The following is a 19,595-nucleotide window of genomic DNA, read 5'->3' on the forward strand; positions in this document are numbered from 1 at the left end:
TTGGGGGGAACGTAGCGGAATGGAGAGCTTTTTGCAAATTTGTGAAAATACTACCAACAGTTTGGGCAGACAGCTCGAGGAGAAAGAAGAACTGTTTTTGCAATGGGTATATGAACGCTATTCGGCAGAACAAGAAGAGATTATAAACAATTAACTTTGTTTTACATGAGACCTTGGTAATCCAAGGTTTTTTTAATTTGCAAATTTACCTTTTAAGGTCAATTTGTTAAAAGGAGCAGGTGGCTCTTTTTCACATTAGTTCTCTCGACAAGTAAGCTCATGTTATAATGAACGCACGAATGAACCCAATGAAGGAGCGATGGTGATGGCGGTTGCAAATGAAACCATCATTCAAAAAATGATGAAAGAATTACAGCAAGCGAAGACAAGTAAGCATGATGATCGGATCGTGCAACAGCATGTACGTAATGTTCAATTATTATGCGATTTATTTTTGGAAGATGAAAAATCTAGTCAGTCTGAAGCAACAACCGATGTAGATGGTATTTCCACAGAGGAATTAAAGGCAATGATGGGGAAAGAAGTTATAGAAACGCAACCAAAAAAAGTGATGAACCAACATAGCGTACTTAAGGAAGAAGATGCAAATGGGGATTCCATTTTTGATTTTTAAATAGAGAGGGGTTCTAGAGATGAAGTTATTTTTACTATTAGGTGTAATAAATGGATTTTTAGCAGTAGCTCTTGGCGCGTTTGGGGCACATGGGCTGGAAGGTAGAATTTCGGAGAAAGCGATAGCGACATGGGAAAAAGCTGTCACTTATCAAATGTTTCATACGATGGCATTGCTTGTTACAGGACTGCTAATGGCGAAATTCACAAGTGGTGGCCTTGTGTGGGCAGGTTCCATGTTTTTTGCAGGGATTATTTTATTCTCTGGAAGTCTTTACGTTTATTCCATCACTTCCATAAAAACATTTGCGATGATTACACCTATTGGGGGCGTAGCTTTTCTAATAGGTTGGGTGCTGATTGGTACAGCCATTGTGAAATATATATAGAAAAACCTCTTATAGTTTAAAGAGTAGATAGGTTGCGATAAGGAATAGAAGAAAAGCACGCAATGCATGCTTGGCTCCCTGTTCGGTCTGGTGGGTTTGCCATTCTAGTATGGCCGTACAACAAAAGCTTATGACGATAAAATAGATGCTACCTATTATGAGAAATAAATTCCCTTGAATAATGGATATAAGGCCAATTACCAAGGCAAGAGCTAAGCTTAGCAATTCGATGCGGATAACTTTTTCTAACGGATGCCGCATTTGATCACCCCTTTGCCTGGCATTTGGAATTTGATGTGGAAAAAGGATGACCTAGGGATGCAGCTTCCCGGTCATCCTTTTATTGAATGCAAAAAGCCCTTAAAAACCGCCATTCTTCTTCACGTGTATATTGTTATCTTGGTGGAAAAGAGGCCATGGATGGGTTATTACCGTACGGATAAGAATAATTGATCTCTTCATCAAAGGTTACATAATCAAGATAAACCATAAGTAATAAGAATCGTTTACCAGTTTGAGGGTCACTTAAAATAATATGGTCTCTTCCTGCTGCTTCGATAAGCCCTCTGAAGACTTTGGCATTCCACTGACTATTTCCTTCAAAAGTCATATAAACGGTAGCTTGCTTGCCACGATTTAAGCGTAGTATATTCTCTATATATGATTCTTGGATTGGCAACATGCCTTGGTCTGTTCCTGATCCCGTTTGTTGCTGAAATTGCTGCATTTGTTGGGGAGTCTGTTGGCGTGTGTTGTAAACAGGATAATATGCTGGGGAGGCAGTAGGGTAATAGTAATACGGATAACTACTCTGGTATTGATTTTCTTGCTGGGCTTGTTGATTCTCTTGATTTTCGCTCATGCAAATCCCTCCTAATAATCGCTTCTATCTCAAGGCCACCTCTATAAGATTATTGTTCAACGTTACGGATGTGCCTTAAAGCGTCCTGTGTTCCTTCTAACCGCTAGGGTTGGACAGTTAGTTATTTTACGATAGGCATTCCTCATTTCTGTAAGATCTTAGATGCAAAACTCACTATTAATAGGTATGTATTGAGATGGGGAGATATGCAAAATAAACAGGATAAGATTTCAAAAAGGCTGCCTAGATGTCATAACGACGTCTAGGCAGCCCCTTAAAATGGAAGATGTGAACTCTTATAAGGAAAGAAAGGTACTGATGTTTTCTCTAGGTAGTTGATTTCCAACGAAGAACTCACCAAATTCACCGTATTTTGAGCTCACTTCATCAAAGCGCATTTCATACACGATTTTCTTAAACTGAAGCGGTTCATGTGCAAATAAGGTTACACCCCACTCCCAGTCATCAAGCCCGATGGAACCGGTAATGATCTGCTTCACTTTTCCTGCATATTTACGTCCTGTTTTGCTATGTTCATAAAGCATTTTACCGCGGACATTTTTTTCTAATGTGTACCAGTTTTCGTCACCTTGGCGTCTTCTATCCATTGGATAAAAACAAATATACTCCCATTTAGGTAGGATCGGCTTTAAGCGTGCTTGTGTTTCAGGTAATGTTTCAGGGTCTACGCCGTCTTTAGACTCACGATATTTAGAAAGTTCTACAACAGATACATAGGAATGGGCTGGTAATAAAAACTCACCAAACTTTGATTTATTAAGCTCTGTTTCCATATCTGAAAGCTCGTCCGTAGTAGGGCGAAGGAACATAAATAGTAGGTCAGCTTTTTGTCCAAGAACTTTGTATAGAACCTGACTGCCTTCTTTTGCCTCTTCTACAGCTTCCCATTTATCAAGTAATGTGTGAAGACTGTCGATTGCTTGCTTACGTTCTTCTTCAGTGGCAAGCTTCCATGCATTCCAGTCAATGGAGCGCAAATCATGCAAACTGTACCAACCATCCATGGTCTCTACTGCTTCTACCATATTTATCTCTCCTTATTTCATAATTGTTATGTCGTATGTTTTTACTATAGCATAATTAGGGAAAGATATTCATGATACAGGTTGTGTATGAGATGACGAATTCACATGAAATTTGATATATTGTCATAGGTCTGTCAAAAAAAGCGCTACGAATAGGAGCAATTTCTTTGATTTCCTATATGAATCATCTAGAATTTAACTACAAGCAATCAGGAGGTTAGGTAATATGAGTAATTTATTTGATCAGTTAAAAGAAAGAGTCGCTTCAAAAAACTCCAGCATCGTTTTCCCAGAAGGTACAGATGAACGTATTCTTACTGCTGCTAGTCAGTTGGGTGCATCTGGAATATTGAAGCCAATCCTAATTGGTGAGCGAGTTGCAGTGAAACAAAAAGCTGAGGAAGCTGGAGTAGACGTGTCTACATGCACAATCATCGACCCGAGTGAGTTTCCGGAATTTGATTTAATGGTAGATACCTTTGTGGAAAGACGTAAAGGGAAAGCTACGAAAGAAGATGCACAAAAAATTCTTCTTGATGAAAACTATTTCGGCACCATGCTTGTTTATATGAACCAAGCAGATGGCCTTGTTAGTGGTGCTGCACATTCAACAGCAGATACGGTACGTCCAGCACTTCAAATCATCAAAACGAAGGAAGGCATCAAAAAGACGTCCGGTGTGTTCGTTATGGTTCGCGACGAAGAAAAGTATGTATTTGCTGACTGTGCCATAAACATTACACCAGACAGTCAAGACCTTGCTGAGATTGCGGTAGAAAGTGCGGAAACTGCTAAGTTATTTGATGTAGATCCTCGTGTAGCAATGCTTAGTTTCTCGACAAAAGGTTCTGCAAAATCACCAGAGACAGAAAAAGTTGTCGAAGCATTACAAGTAGCAAAAGAGAAAAATCCATCACTTGTTATCGATGGAGAATTCCAATTTGATGCAGCGTTTGTTCCAAGTGTCGCAAGCAAAAAAGCCCCTAATGCAGACATCCAAGGTGATGCAAATGTATTTGTATTCCCTAGCCTGGAAGCAGGAAACATTGGCTACAAAATCGCTCAGCGTATTGGTGGAATGGAAGCAGTTGGACCAATCCTTCAAGGACTGAACAAACCTGTGAATGACCTATCCCGTGGTTGTAGTGCAGAAGACGTATACAAGCTAGCATTGATTACTGCTGCACAAGCAGCTGAGTAATTGCTAAATAAATAAGGCAGAACAAGTTCGAGGAATGCTTCGAACTTGTTCTGCTTTTTTTGTAAGGAGAACGTATAAAAAAGTGTACAAGGATAGTGATGATGAAAACAGATAAGAAATACCCGATCATGCTACTTAGCTCCTTTCATAATTTTGTGAGAGTCGAGAATCATATTCCTTCCTCTTCTTCCCACTCTAAATCCATTTCCTCAAGGAACTCATAAAAAGGGTTGTCTCCGACGATTTCATAGGTAGTGTAGTTGATGTTTATCAACTTCTCGCTGACATCAATATCCTGGATAGGTTGATATCTAATTTCCATTCTATAAATTTCATCCCATTCTGATGTATCTTCTACCCATTTGCGAAGCTCCAGTTTATATAGCATGTCAAACAAACGATTGATCAACTCGGGATCTTCTATTGTAACCGAGCGGTCGTCCGTTCTTTCTTCTTTCCAGGTATAGTTGTCAATTTCCAATCGTTCAACCTCTCCAGGATTAAAGTGCCCTTCTTCTTGTACAACTTTTTCCAAAGGAACCGTTCTCTGAGTAATATAAAGAATGCCGATAAAAACTATGACAGTGCCTATCATACGTACTAAATGAAAGACATATTGTTTTTCCTCATATGCGCCTTTGTATTCAATGAAAAATTGATACCCGGTATAAAGGATGGTAAGGCCTGCTGCTGTTAACATCATTAATTGCAAAGAAGAATAGATGGTTAAAAGAATAATAACTACGATGAAAAGGGATGTGAATACATGTTTCACAATTTTTTGTTTGTGGTTAATGGGTTGGCTTTCTTCTAAAATATTGTATTTTCGCCGCAGTAAAAAATTCACCAGCTGTGTTGCTAGCAAAACAACGGCCACAAATATAGAAATACCAGTCATTGTTTCTTCCCCCCTTTTAAGAATGAGAGCATTCGAAATCTTTTGTATAGTGTAACATAGGAAGAATCAAATTTGGCTTTAATTGGGAAATTAAGAGTTATGTAAAAAAGCCTCCCTAAGAAAGGAAGGCTAAGAGCAAGTGTACTATTAAATTTTCTCATTCCGCTTTTCCATTTGCTTCAACCTTTTTTCAAAATGAACAAGCTCTTGGTCGGTGAAATCCATTTCAATAACGGTTTCCGTGAATTCGGCTAGTGCTACAGAGACGCGTTCTTTCATATCCTTTACGGTTAAATCAATTCCGATCAATTCTGATAGGGATCCCATCACTTGGGGATCAACAGTCGGGTAAGAGAATGCGGTCTCCTCATCCTTCTTTCCAATGTCATAAAATTCGCGAATGAGCTGGGCACGTTCTTTGCTATTACCTTCCACATCTAAATAGATTTGAATGGCTGCACCGTCCTTAACACGACGTTGGGATATACCAGCAAATTTCCTGCCGTTTATGCTTAGGTCATAATCTCCAGGACAATAGGATTGCACAATTTCATAAGCTTCAATAGCGTCTGTTACATCACGAAGCATATATTGTATAAAGCTTACCATTGCTTCGTAACAATCATGGATGGATATGTGCTTTACACCAGGGAGAATCAACGAAATGTTTAATACCCCTTTATCTAAAGCGACAGCAAGTCCTCCTGAATTACGTATGACTACGTGCTTTCCAGCCTGCTTCAGGTGGGCCACACCCTCGTCAATATAGGGAAGCTTGCCGTCAGGAATTCCTAATACAATCGTTTCCCCATGTACCCATAAACGAACTACAGGCGGAGATTGTTCATCACTTACAGATAATGCTAGTGCATCATCTACAGCGAATGATGTCATTGCAGTGTAGTCTTTCCCATGAAAGGTAGGCATTGCTGAATGGTCAATATAACGAAATGTTTGATGTCGAATAATGTCTTTCCAATTTTTCATAATTACTCCTTTATCCTGCCTTAGCTGCCAGTAGTACTCCCTAAATGGAATCAACATGCCAGTAAAGATCCATTTTGCCAACTAACATTTGCTGGGGAGGTTGGAAACCTACTACCAAATGAAGTTACATTTTATTGTTTAGAGGCTTTCTTTAAGAATCATAAACATCTCTTTTTTATCATGCTTATCTATTATATAATAATACTATTATATGTTTGAACAGAAACGGGTTGGAAAATAAATGGCTTATAAAGATGAACAATTAGTAGAAGAAAAAGTGTTTAAAGACCCTGTACATAGATATGTCCATGTGAAGGACCGGGTGATTTGGGACTTGATTGCAGCACCTGAGTTTCAAAGACTGCGAAGGATCAAGCAACTCGGAACAACAAATTATACTTTTCATGGCGCTGAACACAGTCGCTTCAATCATTCTCTTGGTGTTTATGAGATTGTACGGAGAATTATTTATAACTTCCAAGGGAGAGAGCATTGGAATAACGACGAGCGATTACTTTGTCTGTGTGCAGCCTTACTTCATGATTTAGGACACGGTCCATTTTCTCATTCCTTTGAAAAAGTATTCAAGCTTGATCATGAGGAATATACACAAAAGATCATTCTGGGAGAAACAAAGGTTCATGAAATTCTTGAACAGGCCGAGGAAGGCTTTGCTCAGAAAGTGGCAGATGTCATTGCTAAAACGTATCAAAATAAACTTGTCGTTAGCCTAATCTCAAGTCAGATTGATGCAGACAGAATGGATTATTTGCAGCGGGATGCCTATTTCACGGGTGTAAGTTATGGTCACTTTGATATGGAACGTATTTTAAGAGTAATGAGGCCGATTGAAGATCAGGTTGTAATTAAAGCTACAGGAATGCATGCGGTAGAAGATTACATTATGAGCAGATACCAAATGTACTGGCAGGTTTACTTCCATCCTGTGACGAGAAGTGCTGAGGTAATCCTGACGAAGATTCTTCACCGTGCCAAATATCTTTATGAAACAAAGGAATTTGAATTCAAACTGAAGCCGACTCACTTTATTTCCTTTTTCACTGGGGACGTGAAATTAGATGAGTACCTAAGGCTTGATGAGGGTATTGTTTCTTATTATTTCCAGCTTTGGCAGGAAGAAGATGACGAGATATTACGTGACCTTTGTGAGCGATTTATGAACAGAAGATTATTTAAGTATGTTGAGTTCAACCCGAACCTACAAATGGCCGAATGGATGGAGCTCTACAGGCTATTTTCTGATGCGGGAATTGATCCAGAATACTATCTTGTTGTTGATTCTTCATCTGATTTACCATATGATTTCTACCGTCCAGGCGAAGAGGAAGAACGACTGCCTATCCATTTACTCATGCCAAATGGTGATTTGAAGGAACTGTCGAGACATTCAGATATTGTGGAATCCATTTCAGGTAAAAAAAGAACCGATCATAAATTGTATTTCCCGAAGGATTTACTGGAAAGCCTTCCTAACGGGAAGAAGAAAGCACGGATTAAGGAAATTTTATATGGGCAAGGGGAGTTAATAGATGCTAACGAATCACGCTAAATTAATGCAGTTTTTCTCTGTGGCAAACGAGGTAACTGGACGTAAAAAACTTCAGAAAATGATTTACATCCTGCAGAAGAGTAAGCTGCCATTCGAAGAGAAATTCCAATTTCATTTTTATGGTCCATATTCTGAAGAACTAACATTACGTGTGGAAGAGTTATGTAATCTGCATTTTATCAATGAGGAAAAAGAAGATAAGAGCAATTATCACCAATATCGTTATTCCATAACAGAAGATGGCCAGTCCTTTTTGGATCAATTTGCCATGGATATGCCTGATTTGGGAACGAAGGTAGAAATGCTAAAAGGTAAAAGTTCACGCTTCTTAGAGCTTGTTGCAACAATGCTTTATTTTGATGACTTGCCACTGGAAGAAAATATTCAAAAAGTGCATGCCGTAAAACCGAAGCAAAAATATACTGATGATGAGATACAAGAGGCTATTTCGTTCATCGCAGCTGTAAGTAAAGAAAACAGTTAAGATGAAACAAGACTTGTGCTGTGCTAAAATGGGGTTCAACAGTAATGAAGGAGGATTCCAGAAATGAGTTCTGATAACTCTTCAAATAAGAAGAAAACAACAAATGCATTTACAATTATAAAAGATGATTCAACAGACGGACATGGTGGTTATGGAGCCGGTACGATCAGTTTGGAAAACATGTCACCAGTTATTGTAGACCCAAATGAGAAAAGAGCCTATGTGGACATGGGTGCCATGCACGGGCGTAGTGATATCGAGCGTCGTGTGAAATTCCTGCCGAACAAGGATGAAGTCCCGAACGGTTTGCTGTATTGGATCGTCTGGGTAAACGTGGAACGCAACGAAAACGGAACTTATTATGCTGGTGTGGCTGGTAGTGAAGTGAGGGTGGACCGTCCAATTAAACGAGCATATAAATCTATGCCAGAGCACGTAACCCATATGGATAAATCCCTAAAAGGAAAAATAATTTTAGAGCACATGGATGAGGAGTCCAAAAAGCTTTTAAAGGATTTTCTAGTAGAATTTGATGCAGATATGTGGGCAAATTCTTCAGACGAGTTAAAAGAAGTACTCCCAGAATAGTAACGGAAAAAGTGACTATTTTGTGACACATTATAAAAAAATTGCGTACAACTTGTAATTGGATGAAGGGGATTCGGGTTAAGTGAACGTTGACCCGGCGCAGGTCTATCCTAGTCAGCGCTCTATAATGCGGGCGCTTGCTCTTTTGATTATAAATTTGTAAAATGTGTATACATGGGTAACTCATGTATTACTAGGACGAAAAGAAGCTGATTCCAACTGGATAGGAGGAATCAGCTTCTTTTTGTCTTTTTTTATCAATTTGGCTTTAACAAGACTACAGTTACGAAATCTTTTACCGAAACAAATCAAATAATTGTTCTACCATGCTTTTTTCCTTGTCTTTATCCTCTTGTTGGTAATGTTCGGTGCAATGCCCTTCAGGCTCTGTTCCTTTTTCAAAATACATGACACGACTTGAATCGCAATATGGTGTTGCTCGCAGTCCTGTTATAGGATCGATAGGGATGCCCACAAGACCGCTTGGTGCAGTAAAATTTTCTACTGGAAGCTCTTCATGTGCAGCTTCCATAAACCCTGCCCAGATTTGCTTGGTATAAGCAGATTCTGCGACCTTCTCCATTGGTCGATTATCATCATAGCCAGCCCAAACCCCTGTCACAAGTGATGGACTATAACCTATCATCCAACTGTCGGAATTGGTTGTACCGGACTTTCCGGCATAGATTCTGGAGAGTTGGTCTGAGATTGATGATCCTGTTACAGACATGTAGCCATCCAATTCCCTGTCAAATATGCCAGTTAAGAGATGGGTAAGGAGAAAAGCTGTCTTTGAGTCGAGTTTCTGCTTTCCTTTTTTCGTATTATGTTCATAAACGGTTTTACCATTACGGTCGACAATTTTTTCGATGGTATGACCTTGAAGTTCATGCCCCCCATTTGCAAGCATGCCATAGGCTGTGACCATTTCTTTTACATTTACAGTTGCTGTCCCGAGTGCTAGGGAAGGTACGGCAGGAAGCTTACTTGTTATGCCAAACTCCCTTGCAGCATCTACAAGCCTCTCTGGCCCAAGATACATATTTGTTTTTACAGCATATATGTTGTCAGACAAAGCAATAGCTTGTGCTAGTGTAATGGGCTTATTTGCATAATAGCCGTTAAAATTACTTGGCTGGTATACGTTACCATCTGCTAACTCGAAGCTAGTTGGCTTGCTCATCAACATAGTATTGGGCGTATACCCATTTTCAAGTGCAGCATAATATAGAAAAGGCTTAAACGAAGAACCAGGCATTCGCTTTGCCGATGTGGTCCGGTTAAATGGACTCTGTTTATAGTCTCTTCCACCAAGCATGGCAGTAATACCACCTGTTCTAGGATCAACTGCTAAAGCACCTATCTCCAGTTCTGTTTCAGGCTGCACTGTCTTCTCTACTTGTTGCTCAAGTAGCTTTTGCTGTGTGGTGTTAAGTGTTGTATAGATAGAATAACCGCCTGCCCGGACTTCTTTCTGTTTCCTATCCAGTAGCTCAGCGGCTTCCTTGATGACTGTATCTTGAAAATGGTGGGCGATTTTCTCCTGGTTATTCGGACTGTTTTCTGCATAGATTAATTCCTGTCGCAATGCCGAATCAAATGATTTTTGATCGATGTACCCTTCATTATGTAAGTTGGTCAATATTTGTTTTTGACGATTTTGCGCCCTTTCTTCATCGTTAAGAGGCGAGTAATAAGTTGGTCCCTTAGGAATGCCCGCTAGCATCGCTGCTTCAGCAATCGTTAAATCTGTAGCTGATTTATTATAAAAATAGTTACTTGCAGCTTCAATTCCATATGCTCCATGACCGTAGTAAATAGTATTTAAGTAGCCTTCGAGAATGTCTTCTTTGGAGTAAAACATTTCAAGCCGAACTGTATAAAATGCTTCTTTGATCTTCCGGGTGAGGCTTTTTTCATGGGTTAAATAAAGATTCCTTGCATATTGCTGGGTTAATGTGCTGGCACCTTCTTTGAGGGACCATGTTTGAATATCCTTCACAATTGCTCCCATGATACGTTTCAGGTCAAAGCCATGGTGATTGTGAAAGTTCTGATCTTCGGTAAGTAGAGTGGCCGCAATGATTTCCTCAGACATATCGCTAAGTTCAACCCATTGACGATATTCCGGCCCACGTTCTTCTCCAATCACTTCTTCATTGCTACTATAAAGCGTGGTATTCTGATCCATTTGCAAATCTGGTGGACCAAGCAGGAAACTAGTAAGGTAAATGGAACCCGCTCCAAGTAGGACAACTGCCACCAGCCACACGATTAATTTTAATAGGAGTTTTGACCCCAAGTTATACTTTCCTTTTCCCATGATTCGTATCTCCAGTATGTGTGCATTTCTATCAGTATGGGAAAAGATAAAAAGATCTAAACAAATTGTGGAAAAAAGCTTGTCTTTTTGTGGAAATTCTCTATAATTTTATTGTCTTGATAGATGAAGGAGTGAAGAAAATGAGCATGTGGTTTACTGAAAATCAAACAGCCAATTTTGGCATTACTGCAAAAATAAAACAAACACTAGCTACTGTGAAAACTGACTTCCAGGAGCTACAAATGATAGAAACAGAAGAATGGGGAAATATGCTCGTTCTAGATGATATGGTTATGACAACAGAGAGAGACGAATTTGTCTACCATGAGATGGTTGCACATGTTCCGTTATTTACCCATCCTAAACCGAAACATGTTCTAGTTGTGGGTGGAGGAGATGGTGGAGTTATTCGAGAAGTGCTTAAACATCCATCTGTCGAAAAGGCGGTTCTTGTCGAAATCGATGGACAGGTAATTGAGTACTCGAAAAAATTTCTACCGTCGATTGCGGGAACATTGGATGACCCGCGAGTAGAAGTAAAAGTCGATGATGGGTTTCTTTACATTGCAAACAGCAAACGTGAATTCGATGTTATCATGGTGGATTCCACAGAGCCTGTAGGTCCAGCAGTTAACCTCTTTACAGAAGGGTTTTACAGCGGGATAAAAGATGCCTTAAAAGATGATGGTATCTTCGTTGCACAGACGGACAACCCATGGTTTAAAGCGGACCTCATTCACCAGGTGTATCATGATGTAAAGAAAATTTTTCCTGTTACAAAACTATATACTGCTAATATCCCTACCTACCCAAGTGGGCTATGGACATTTACAATGGGTAGTAAAATACATGATCCGTTAAAAGTGAAGCCAGAACGTTTTCATGAAATCGAAACAAAATATTACACACCAGAACTGCATTCAGCTTCCTTTGCGTTGCCGAGGTTTGTGTCAGATTTATTGAAATAGAGGAGGGTCTCCATGCGATTTGATGAGGCGTACTCAGGAAAAGTGTTTATCATGTCAGGAAATGATTACGAAAAAGCACAGGCTGTCATTTATGGTATGCCAATGGACTGGACAGTAAGTTTTCGTCCTGGTTCACGTTTTGGCCCTGGCCGTATTCGCGAAGCCTCAATCGGGCTGGAAGAGTACAGTCCATACATGGACAAGCATTTAGAGGAGATTTCCTATTTTGATGCAGGAGATATTCCTCTACCATTTGGCAATCCCCAGCGCAGTTTGGACGAGATTCGCAACTATGTAACAAAGCTTGCCGCAGATGGAAAGTTTCCACTTGGTTTGGGTGGAGAGCATTTAGTTACATGGCCGGTCATTCAGGCAATGCACGAGGTATATCCTGATATGGCGCTTATTCACATTGATGCCCATGCTGATTTGCGTGAAGAATATGAAGGTGAGGCATTATCCCATTCGACACCTGTTCGAAAAATTTGTGACTTGCTTGGTGCAGAGAACGTCTATTCATTTGGTATTCGTTCTGGGATGCGAGAAGAATTTCAGTTTGCTAAGGAAAGCGGCATGCATATGACGAAATATGATGTAGCTGCACCGTTAGAAAAAGCATTGCCAGAGCTTGCAGGAAGAAAGGTATATGTCACCATCGATATTGATGTATTAGATCCAGCATTCGCACCAGGTACTGGTACAGCTGAAGCTGGTGGAATCACATCCAAAGAATTGCTAAAAGCAATTCAGCTCATTGCCGAGTCTAAGGTGGAGGTTATCGGAGCAGACCTCGTAGAAGTTGCCCCAGCCTATGACCATTCAGAAAAGACAGCTATTGCAGCAAGCAAATTCGTTCGTGAAATGCTGCTTGGTTGGGTGAAATGATTGTAAAGCCTCTCCCTTTGGTGGAGGCTTTTTATAATGCTTGTGTATGAACGTCAGTTTGATGAGAAATGTACACCATTTGCAGTTCATAGCAGGATGCAAATTCAGGAATTTTAAAGGTAGTTCTGGCATTTCCCCCCTGATTAACGATATAATAGGTCATTATATGATTTTTTACGATTGAGGAGATTTGATGACAAAACAAGGACGACCAGTCATGATTGAGCTTTCGAGTTCTATTGAGGATAATGGAACTGTTGAAAAGAGCCACATGCAGCATTCAGGTGAATTTTTCCAAAAAGGAAAACTGGATGTACTACGCTATGAAGAGCAGGGGGAGGATGGCTTCTCTACAAAAAACCTGATCACGATACAGCCAGAAAAAGTAAGTATTAAGCGAACTGGCAATGTTAGTATGAACCAGCAATTTCAGCAGGGGCAGATAACGGAAAATATGCTCAAGCATCCTTATGGCAGCATGCATATGGAAACATCTACCCAAACAATTAGCTACGATGCACCTACAATCAAGTCTGAAGGGTGCTTAACGATAGAGTACACGGTTAAACTAAATGGCCAGGATGAACGCAGCCATGAGATCAAACTTACAATTATAGAGGAGGGTGCCAAATGAACGTGTTGGCCCAAACGGAAGAAACATTAAAACAAGCAATTGCAGCAGCTGTTATACAGGCAGAACTAGCGACAGAAGAGGAGCTTCCTTCCATTGTTTTAGAGAAACCAAAAGATAAAGCCCATGGTGATTTCGCAACAAATATTGCGATGCAACTTGCTAGAATTGCCAAAAAGGCTCCTAGACAAATAGCGGAAGACATTACTGCTAACCTTGATAAAACCAAAGGTTCCATAGAAAAGGTGGAAATTGCTGGACCTGGATTTATTAACTTTTTCATGAAAAATGATTTTCTCGGTGAAATCATTCCCACTATTTTAAATGACCAAGCATCATACGGGCGTACGAATGCCGGCCAAGGGGAAAAGGTTCAAGTAGAATTTGTATCTGTTAACCCGACTGGTGATCTCCATTTAGGTCATGCTCGTGGCGCTGCATTTGGCGACGTGCTTTGTAATGTGCTAGATGCTGCAGGCTACCTAGTAGAACGTGAATATTATATCAACGATGCAGGAAACCAAATTGATAACCTAGCATTGTCAGTTGATGCACGCTATTTCCAGGCGCTAGGCAAGGATGTTGCCATGCCTGAAGATGGGTACCACGGGGAAGATATTATTAAAATCGGCGAAAAACTGGTAGAAGAGCATGGCGATAGTTGGGCTGAGAAGGATCAGTCTGAGCGTCTAGCTTTCTTTAAGGAATATGGTTTGAAATATGAGCTTGGTAAAATTGAAGAAGATTTAGCTGAGTTCCGTGTGCATTTCGATAACTGGTTCTCTGAACGTTCTTTGTACCAGGATGATAAAATTACCGAAGCACTCGAAGTATTGAAAAATGGCGATCATGTGTATGAGAAGGATGGCGCCACGTGGTTCCGTACCACAGACTTCGGTGATGATAAAGACCGTGTACTAAAAAAACAGGATGGCAGCTACACGTATCTGACACCGGATATTGCCTACCATAAAAATAAATTAGACCGGGGCTTTAATAAGATTATTAACGTATGGGGTGCAGACCATCATGGCTATATTCCGAGAATGCGTGCAGCTATTCAGGCATTGGGCTATCCGGTAGAAAAATTTGATGTAGAAATTATTCAAATGGTAAACCTGTTTGAAAACGGAGAAAAGCTTCGCATGAGTAAGCGTACAGGAAAAGCTGTTGCTCTAAGAGAATTAATGGAAGAAGTTGGGGTAGACGCTGTTCGTTATTATTTTGTGACGCGTTCAAATGATTCACAGCTTGACTTTGATATGGATTTGGCCCGTTCCCAATCCAATGATAATCCAGTATTCTATGTACAGTACGCTCATGCACGGATTTGTACGATGCTGAAGCAAGCTGAGAGTAAAGGATTTGAAGTTGAAGCTAGCTATGATGCGAGCTTGTTAACTGCAGAGAAGGAAGTCGATTTACTGAAAAAACTCGGTGAATTTCCGAAGACTGTTGCAGATGCTGCCGAAAAGCAAACACCGCATAAAGTTACACAGTATGTGTATGACCTAGCAACATTGTTGCACAGCTTTTATAACGCTGAAAAAGTTCTAGATGAATCCAATAAAGAACTAACACACGCGCGTATTGCACTTATGGAAGCAGTGAAAACTGTATTACAAAATGCATTGAAGCTAATCGCGGTTACCGCTCCAGAAAAAATGTAAAGTAACTGCTTCTTATCTAAAAAATCTCAGTTCACTGGACTGAGATTTTTTGTTTGTTTTCATTACCTATTTGATAAGTATTCGAATTTCATCTTCATTATCATCTACTAGATCATCTAATAACGCATTAGCTTTTTTAGTATATTCTTCCCCGCTCCCATCTGGCTCACCTAGTATTTCTTCTATAAATGCTATTACATAAATACTCATTTCCTGACTTTTCTCGAAGTATTTCTCATAGTATTCTTCAGGGGTCATTCCAAATTTGGCAGACTGGGCATCTGCAAATTCACGCGTTCCATTTGCAATTTCTGAATCGTCTTCTTCTGGAGGATAGTTACCCATTACCTTTTTTGTATCCTGAATCTCTTGCAGCTCATGTGAGATATCAAGGTTCATTCTCTTTACTTCCTGCTCGGCTAATTTTGCTTTAACCGTACCAGGGAGATTTTCAAGTGCTTTGTCATCGGGGTATAGAAAACGTAAATCTCCAACTGTTATTTCCTCTCCACGTACAATCGCTACTATATCGTCGTTATCATAATCTGATAAACTATTGTCGCTACATCCGAATAAGAAAATTATACAAGCAAGACATGTATAACGAAACAATCTCTTCACCAATTCCCCCCCTTAATAAAAACGCCTTAATTCACGAGTTCATAATTTATATATTTTAACATAAATATCCAGAACATTTTCGAAAAAGACAAGACATATGTGAATATAGCGCTTATATTTAAGGTAGGATTTTCAGAAGGTGTGTTATCCGCTTGGATAGCAGTGACTGGTACAGCAGAATTGCCACAAAGTGCTGAAACATTTCCTTTGTCCGTAGCTTAATATTTTCTGGATTTAAGTTGACTGAATGATCATTCATCGTTTAAAGTAGAGGTAGATGTTGTTTATTTTCAACTATTCGTAAAAATGAAATCGCTAACAAAAAATACGGATAGAAGACATGCAGGAAATGACAGAGGGGGAGCGGATAATGGAGACATTTTTGCTAGTAAACGGAATAGCCTTTGCAGCCATCACAGTATATGGCCTGTATTTATTCGCTAAAGTAGTAGCGACCAGGATAGCGTACATTCGACTAGGAAAGAAGTCAGAGTTTGACAAACAATTTAAAGAGAGGTTTCGCAGAGTAGGGAAAATTGTATTTGGTCAGTCCAAGTTATTAAAAGATAAGAAGTCAGGTATCATCCATGTGATGATGTTTTATGGTTTTATTCTCGTGCAGTTTGGAGCAATAGATTTCATAGTAAGAGGAATATCACCTGATAATCATTTGCCGTTTGGTATTTTCTATCCTGGTTTTGTATTTTTCCAGGAGCTTGTAACCCTAATGATTCTTGTAGCGGTGGTATGGGCTTTTTACCGTCGTTATATGGAAAAGCTTGTCCGCTTAAAGCGTGGGTTTAAAGCAGGACTAGTTCTTATTTTCATTGGAACGTTAATGGTTTCCGTTCTAGTAGGAAACGGGATGGCGTTAATCTGGCATGGACATGAGATGACATGGACAGAGCCAATTGCCAGTTTAATAGGTGGCGCATTTAGTTGGATCTCCCCAACTGCCGCAATGATTGTATTCTTTATTGCTTGGTGGATTCACACTGTTACATTACTAGCCTTTCTTGTTTACGTACCACAATCCAAGCATGCTCATCTAATCGCTGCACCAATTAATGTTTTTATAAGTAAAAGAGTTCCAGGTAAGCTGGAGAAAATAGATTTTGAAATGGATGAGGACGCAGAGGAGAGCGAAGAAGAAATATCATTTGGTGTTGGAAAGGTAGAAGACTTTCAACAGCATCAAATGCTAGATTTTTATGCGTGTGTAGAGTGTGGGCGTTGTACAGATGTATGCCCTGCCTCTGGTACAGGGAAAATGCTGTCTCCGATGGATATTATGATTAAGCTAAGGGACCACCTAACAGAAAAAGGTGCTGCTATTACAGGGAAATCTCCGTGGGTTCCAGCATATGCATTTGCAGGAACACAGGGAAATCAAGCGACATCTAATCAAGAGGCAGCAGCTACGGTGCAGCATGCCAGTCTCATTGGAGATATCATTACAGAAGAAGAGCTATCTGGCTGTACGACCTGTCGTAACTGTGAGGATGCCTGCCCTGTAAATAATGAGCATGTTGGGACGATTATAGATTTACGACGTTATCTAGTGATGACAGAAGGAAAAATGGATCAGGATGTACAGCGTGCTGTGATGAATATTGAGCGTCAAGGGAATCCGTGGGGCCTATCGAAAAAAGATCGAGTAAAATGGCGTGAACTTGATGAGAGTGCATACATTCCTACCATTAAAGAATTAAAAAAGGAAGAAAAGGAATTCGATTATTTGTTCTGGGTTAGCTCAATGGGTGCCTATGATAGCCGCAGTCAAAAAATTGCAGTTGCATTTGCCAAACTTATGAACAAGGCGGGAATTCGGTTTGCGATTTTAGGTAACAAAGAGGCGAACTCTGGCGATACGGCAAGACGAATTGGAAATGAATTTTTATTCCAGGAAATCGCTGAAAAAAATATAAAAGAGTTTGAGAAAAATGGGGTCACTAAAATCGTAACCATTGACCCACATGCATACAATATTTTTAAAAATGAGTACCCTGACTTTGGTTTTGAAGCAGAGGTTTATCACCATACACAAATGCTTTATGATTTGGTAATGGAAGGGAAGCTAGCACCAAACGGGGAAATAAATCAGAGGCTTACCTATCATGACTCCTGCTACCTTGGAAGGTATAATGGGGTGTATGATCCACCGAGAGAGATTTTAAAATCTATACCAGGTCTTGAACTAGTCGAGATGGCACGCAGTAAAGAAAATGGTATGTGCTGTGGTGCTGGTGGTGGACTGATGTGGACAGAGGAAACGACTGGAAACCGAATCAATGTAGCTAGAACCGAGCAAGCAATTGCCGTGAAACCAACGATGATCTCCAGTGCTTGTCCGTATTGCTTAACAATGCTTAGTGATGGTACAAAAGCGAAGGATGTTGAGGAGGATATCAGCACAATGGATGTGGCAGAAATTTTGGCACTGTCCGTATTTACAGAGACGGAAAGTAAAACAGCATAATGTTAGGTAGAACTATGATAAAATGACAGAAAAGAAGAAGGAATAGTGTCCTTCTTCTTTTAGGCACAAAATCTGAGCGAGCGTTCAATCATTTTCACTGGTTTTCCAGTGAAGGACAGTAGTAATGATATCGATTTTAAATATAGAAAAAGGTGGGAGAAAAATGAGAAAATCTGTTATTGTATCTGGCGCAAGAACACCATTTGGGAAGTTTGGTGGTGCACTAAAAGGATTTACCGCATCTCAACTAGGTGGAAAGGCTATCCACGCTGCATTAGAACGAGCAGGAATGAAAGGTTCAGAGATTGACGAAGTAATTATGGGCACAGTGCTCCAAGGTGGTCAAGGACAGATTCCGTCACGCCAGGCAGCAAGAGAAGCTGGCATACCATGGGATGTGAAAACCGAAACGATAAATAAGGTGTGTGCTTCAGGTTTACGCAGTGTGACACTTGCTGATCAACTCATTCGGCTGGGCGATGAAGAAGTCATCGTTGCTGGTGGGATGGAGAGCATGAGTAATGCACCATACTTTCTTCCAGACGCCCGTTGGGGAAATAGAATGGGAGATAAGCAAGTGAAGGATATGATGATACATGACGGACTATCCTGCTCATTTGAAGGGGTACATATGGGGAATTACGGTAATTCTACAGCTACAAAGCATGAATTGACCCGTGAAGCTCAGGATGAGTGGTCTTACCGCAGTCATCAGCGTGCTACCGAAGCAATCGATAATGGAAAGTTTGCTGAGGAAATTGTTAGCGTAGAGGTACCACAACGGAAGGGTGAACCTGTAGTCGTCGATACAGATGAAGCACCTAGAAGGGATACAACCGTTGAAAAGCTTGCAGGCTTACGCCCAGCTTTTGATAAAGACGGTACAATCACAGCTGGTAATGCACCAGGTGTTAATGATGGTGCATGTGCGTTTGTTGTTATGTCTGAGGAAAAGGCATTAGATACCGGGAAAGACCCAATGGCTTATGTGCTTGGCCATGCAGAAGTAGCAGTTGAAGCAAAGGACTTTCCTGAAACACCAGGACTTGTCATTAATAAGCTTTTAGAGAAAACGGGCTTCTCTCAAGACGATATCAATTTATATGAAATTAATGAGGCTTTCGCTGCTGTATCCTTAGCAAGCGGAAAAATTGCCGGAATTGACCCAGAAAAGGTGAATGTGAATGGTGGTGCAGTAGCACTAGGACATCCAATTGGTGCTAGTGGTGCCAGAATTATTCTAACATTAATTCATGAATTAAAACGTCGTGGCGGCGGTTTAGGCATTGCTGCAATTTGCAGTGGCGGCGGCCAAGGAGACGCAGTACTAATCGAAGTACCAAAATAATAAACAAAAGCG

20 protein-coding genes are annotated in these 19,595 nt (G+C 40.3%); 13 read left to right on the forward strand and 7 right to left on the reverse strand.

What is annotated here, in order from left to right; translation table 11 throughout:
* Window positions 1-19 precede the first annotated feature (19 nt).
* The 3 genes from BN985_RS19465 (at window position 20) to BN985_RS04535 (ending at window position 1,022) form a co-directional block, all read left to right on the forward strand.
* Entirely contained in the window at window positions 20-154 is a 135-nt protein-coding gene (locus BN985_RS19465) for a hypothetical protein (protein ID WP_269635260.1), read from the forward strand.
* Window positions 155-325: 171 nt separating this feature from the next.
* Window positions 326-634 carry a YwdI family protein gene (locus BN985_RS04530; RefSeq protein WP_042221365.1) on the forward strand — a complete coding sequence of 103 codons (309 nt, stop codon included), beginning with the start codon at window positions 326-328 and terminating at the stop codon, window positions 632-634.
* 19 nt (window positions 635-653) lie between these two features.
* Entirely contained in the window at window positions 654-1,022 is a 369-nt protein-coding gene (locus BN985_RS04535) for a DUF423 domain-containing protein (RefSeq protein ID WP_042221366.1), read from the forward strand.
* Between the two features lie 9 nt (window positions 1,023-1,031).
* On the opposite strand, the gene BN985_RS04540 is transcribed toward BN985_RS04535, so the two are convergent.
* The 3 genes from BN985_RS04540 to hemQ form a co-directional block, all read right to left on the reverse strand.
* On the reverse strand, window positions 1,032-1,283 hold the full coding sequence (locus BN985_RS04540; protein ID WP_042221368.1) for a hypothetical protein: 252 nt from the start codon (window positions 1,281-1,283) through the stop codon (window positions 1,032-1,034).
* A 133-nt stretch (window positions 1,284-1,416) separates the two neighbouring features.
* Window positions 1,417-1,884: a spore coat protein GerQ gene (gene gerQ / locus BN985_RS04545; protein WP_042221369.1), complete on the reverse strand. Its 468-nt coding sequence runs from the start codon at window positions 1,882-1,884 to the stop codon at window positions 1,417-1,419.
* A gap of 296 nt (window positions 1,885-2,180) precedes the next feature.
* Complete coding sequence (gene hemQ / locus BN985_RS04550) at window positions 2,181-2,930, reverse strand: hydrogen peroxide-dependent heme synthase (RefSeq protein WP_042221370.1); 750 nt, start codon at window positions 2,928-2,930, stop codon at window positions 2,181-2,183.
* Window positions 2,931-3,156: 226 nt separating this feature from the next.
* Between hemQ and pta the strand changes: the two genes are divergently transcribed.
* Complete coding sequence (pta, locus tag BN985_RS04555; RefSeq protein ID WP_042221371.1) at window positions 3,157-4,131, forward strand: phosphate acetyltransferase; 975 nt, start codon at window positions 3,157-3,159, stop codon at window positions 4,129-4,131.
* A 169-nt stretch (window positions 4,132-4,300) separates the two neighbouring features.
* Here pta and BN985_RS04560 read toward each other — a convergent pair whose 3' ends face one another.
* Both BN985_RS04560 and BN985_RS04565 read right to left on the reverse strand, forming a co-directional pair.
* A complete protein-coding gene (locus BN985_RS04560; protein WP_042221372.1) occupies window positions 4,301-5,029 on the reverse strand; it encodes a DUF4181 domain-containing protein in 729 nt (242 codons plus the stop codon).
* A gap of 147 nt (window positions 5,030-5,176) precedes the next feature.
* Window positions 5,177-6,016: a lipoate--protein ligase family protein gene (locus tag BN985_RS04565; RefSeq protein WP_042221374.1), complete on the reverse strand. Its 840-nt coding sequence runs from the start codon at window positions 6,014-6,016 to the stop codon at window positions 5,177-5,179.
* Between the two features lie 241 nt (window positions 6,017-6,257).
* On the opposite strand from BN985_RS04565, the gene BN985_RS04570 reads away from it, so the two are divergent.
* From BN985_RS04570 to BN985_RS04580, 3 genes are all read left to right on the forward strand, one after another.
* Window positions 6,258-7,586, forward strand: a complete 1,329-nt coding sequence (locus tag BN985_RS04570) for an HD domain-containing protein (protein ID WP_042221375.1) — start codon at window positions 6,258-6,260, stop codon at window positions 7,584-7,586.
* Window positions 7,567-8,070 (forward strand): YwgA family protein, encoded by a 504-nt coding sequence (locus BN985_RS04575; protein ID WP_042221376.1) that lies wholly within the window; start codon window positions 7,567-7,569, stop codon window positions 8,068-8,070. The genes BN985_RS04570 and BN985_RS04575 overlap by 20 nt, the downstream gene beginning before the upstream one ends.
* A 63-nt stretch (window positions 8,071-8,133) precedes the next feature.
* Window positions 8,134-8,658 carry a YwhD family protein gene (locus BN985_RS04580; RefSeq protein ID WP_042221377.1) on the forward strand — a complete coding sequence of 175 codons (525 nt, stop codon included), beginning with the start codon at window positions 8,134-8,136 and terminating at the stop codon, window positions 8,656-8,658.
* Between the two features lie 295 nt (window positions 8,659-8,953).
* Here the strand turns inward: BN985_RS04580 and BN985_RS04585 are convergent, their stop codons facing one another.
* Window positions 8,954-10,981 (reverse strand): transglycosylase domain-containing protein, encoded by a 2,028-nt coding sequence (locus tag BN985_RS04585; RefSeq protein ID WP_042221378.1) that lies wholly within the window; start codon window positions 10,979-10,981, stop codon window positions 8,954-8,956.
* 140 nt (window positions 10,982-11,121) lie between these two features.
* Between BN985_RS04585 and speE the strand changes: the two genes are divergently transcribed.
* From speE to argS, 4 genes are all read left to right on the forward strand, one after another.
* The gene (gene speE, locus BN985_RS04590; protein ID WP_042221380.1) at window positions 11,122-11,949 is read left to right on the forward strand and encodes a polyamine aminopropyltransferase; all 828 of its coding nucleotides are present in this window, start codon (window positions 11,122-11,124) and stop codon (window positions 11,947-11,949) included.
* 12 nt (window positions 11,950-11,961) lie between these two features.
* Complete coding sequence (gene speB, locus BN985_RS04595) at window positions 11,962-12,834, forward strand: agmatinase (protein ID WP_042221381.1); 873 nt, start codon at window positions 11,962-11,964, stop codon at window positions 12,832-12,834.
* 193 nt (window positions 12,835-13,027) lie between these two features.
* A complete protein-coding gene (locus BN985_RS04600; RefSeq protein WP_042221382.1) occupies window positions 13,028-13,468 on the forward strand; it encodes a DUF1934 domain-containing protein in 441 nt (146 codons plus the stop codon).
* Window positions 13,465-15,135 (forward strand): arginine--tRNA ligase, encoded by a 1,671-nt coding sequence (gene argS / locus BN985_RS04605; RefSeq protein WP_042221383.1) that lies wholly within the window; start codon window positions 13,465-13,467, stop codon window positions 15,133-15,135. Before BN985_RS04600 ends, argS begins: the two co-directional genes overlap by 4 nt.
* Before the next feature lie 66 nt (window positions 15,136-15,201).
* Here the strand turns inward: argS and BN985_RS04610 are convergent, their stop codons facing one another.
* Window positions 15,202-15,756 carry a hypothetical protein gene (locus BN985_RS04610; RefSeq protein WP_042221384.1) on the reverse strand — a complete coding sequence of 185 codons (555 nt, stop codon included), beginning with the start codon at window positions 15,754-15,756 and terminating at the stop codon, window positions 15,202-15,204.
* Window positions 15,757-16,126: 370 nt separating this feature from the next.
* On the opposite strand from BN985_RS04610, the gene BN985_RS04615 reads away from it, so the two are divergent.
* Window positions 16,127-18,235 (forward strand): heterodisulfide reductase-related iron-sulfur binding cluster, encoded by a 2,109-nt coding sequence (locus BN985_RS04615; protein ID WP_042221386.1) that lies wholly within the window; start codon window positions 16,127-16,129, stop codon window positions 18,233-18,235.
* A 163-nt stretch (window positions 18,236-18,398) separates the two neighbouring features.
* On the forward strand, window positions 18,399-19,583 hold the full coding sequence (locus BN985_RS04620; RefSeq protein ID WP_042221387.1) for an acetyl-CoA C-acetyltransferase: 1,185 nt from the start codon (window positions 18,399-18,401) through the stop codon (window positions 19,581-19,583).
* The last annotated feature ends 12 nt before the right edge of the window (window positions 19,584-19,595 follow it).

Source organism: Oceanobacillus manasiensis (assembly GCF_000724085.1).
Classification (GTDB): domain Bacteria; phylum Bacillota; class Bacilli; order Bacillales; family Amphibacillaceae; genus Oceanobacillus_B; species Oceanobacillus_B manasiensis.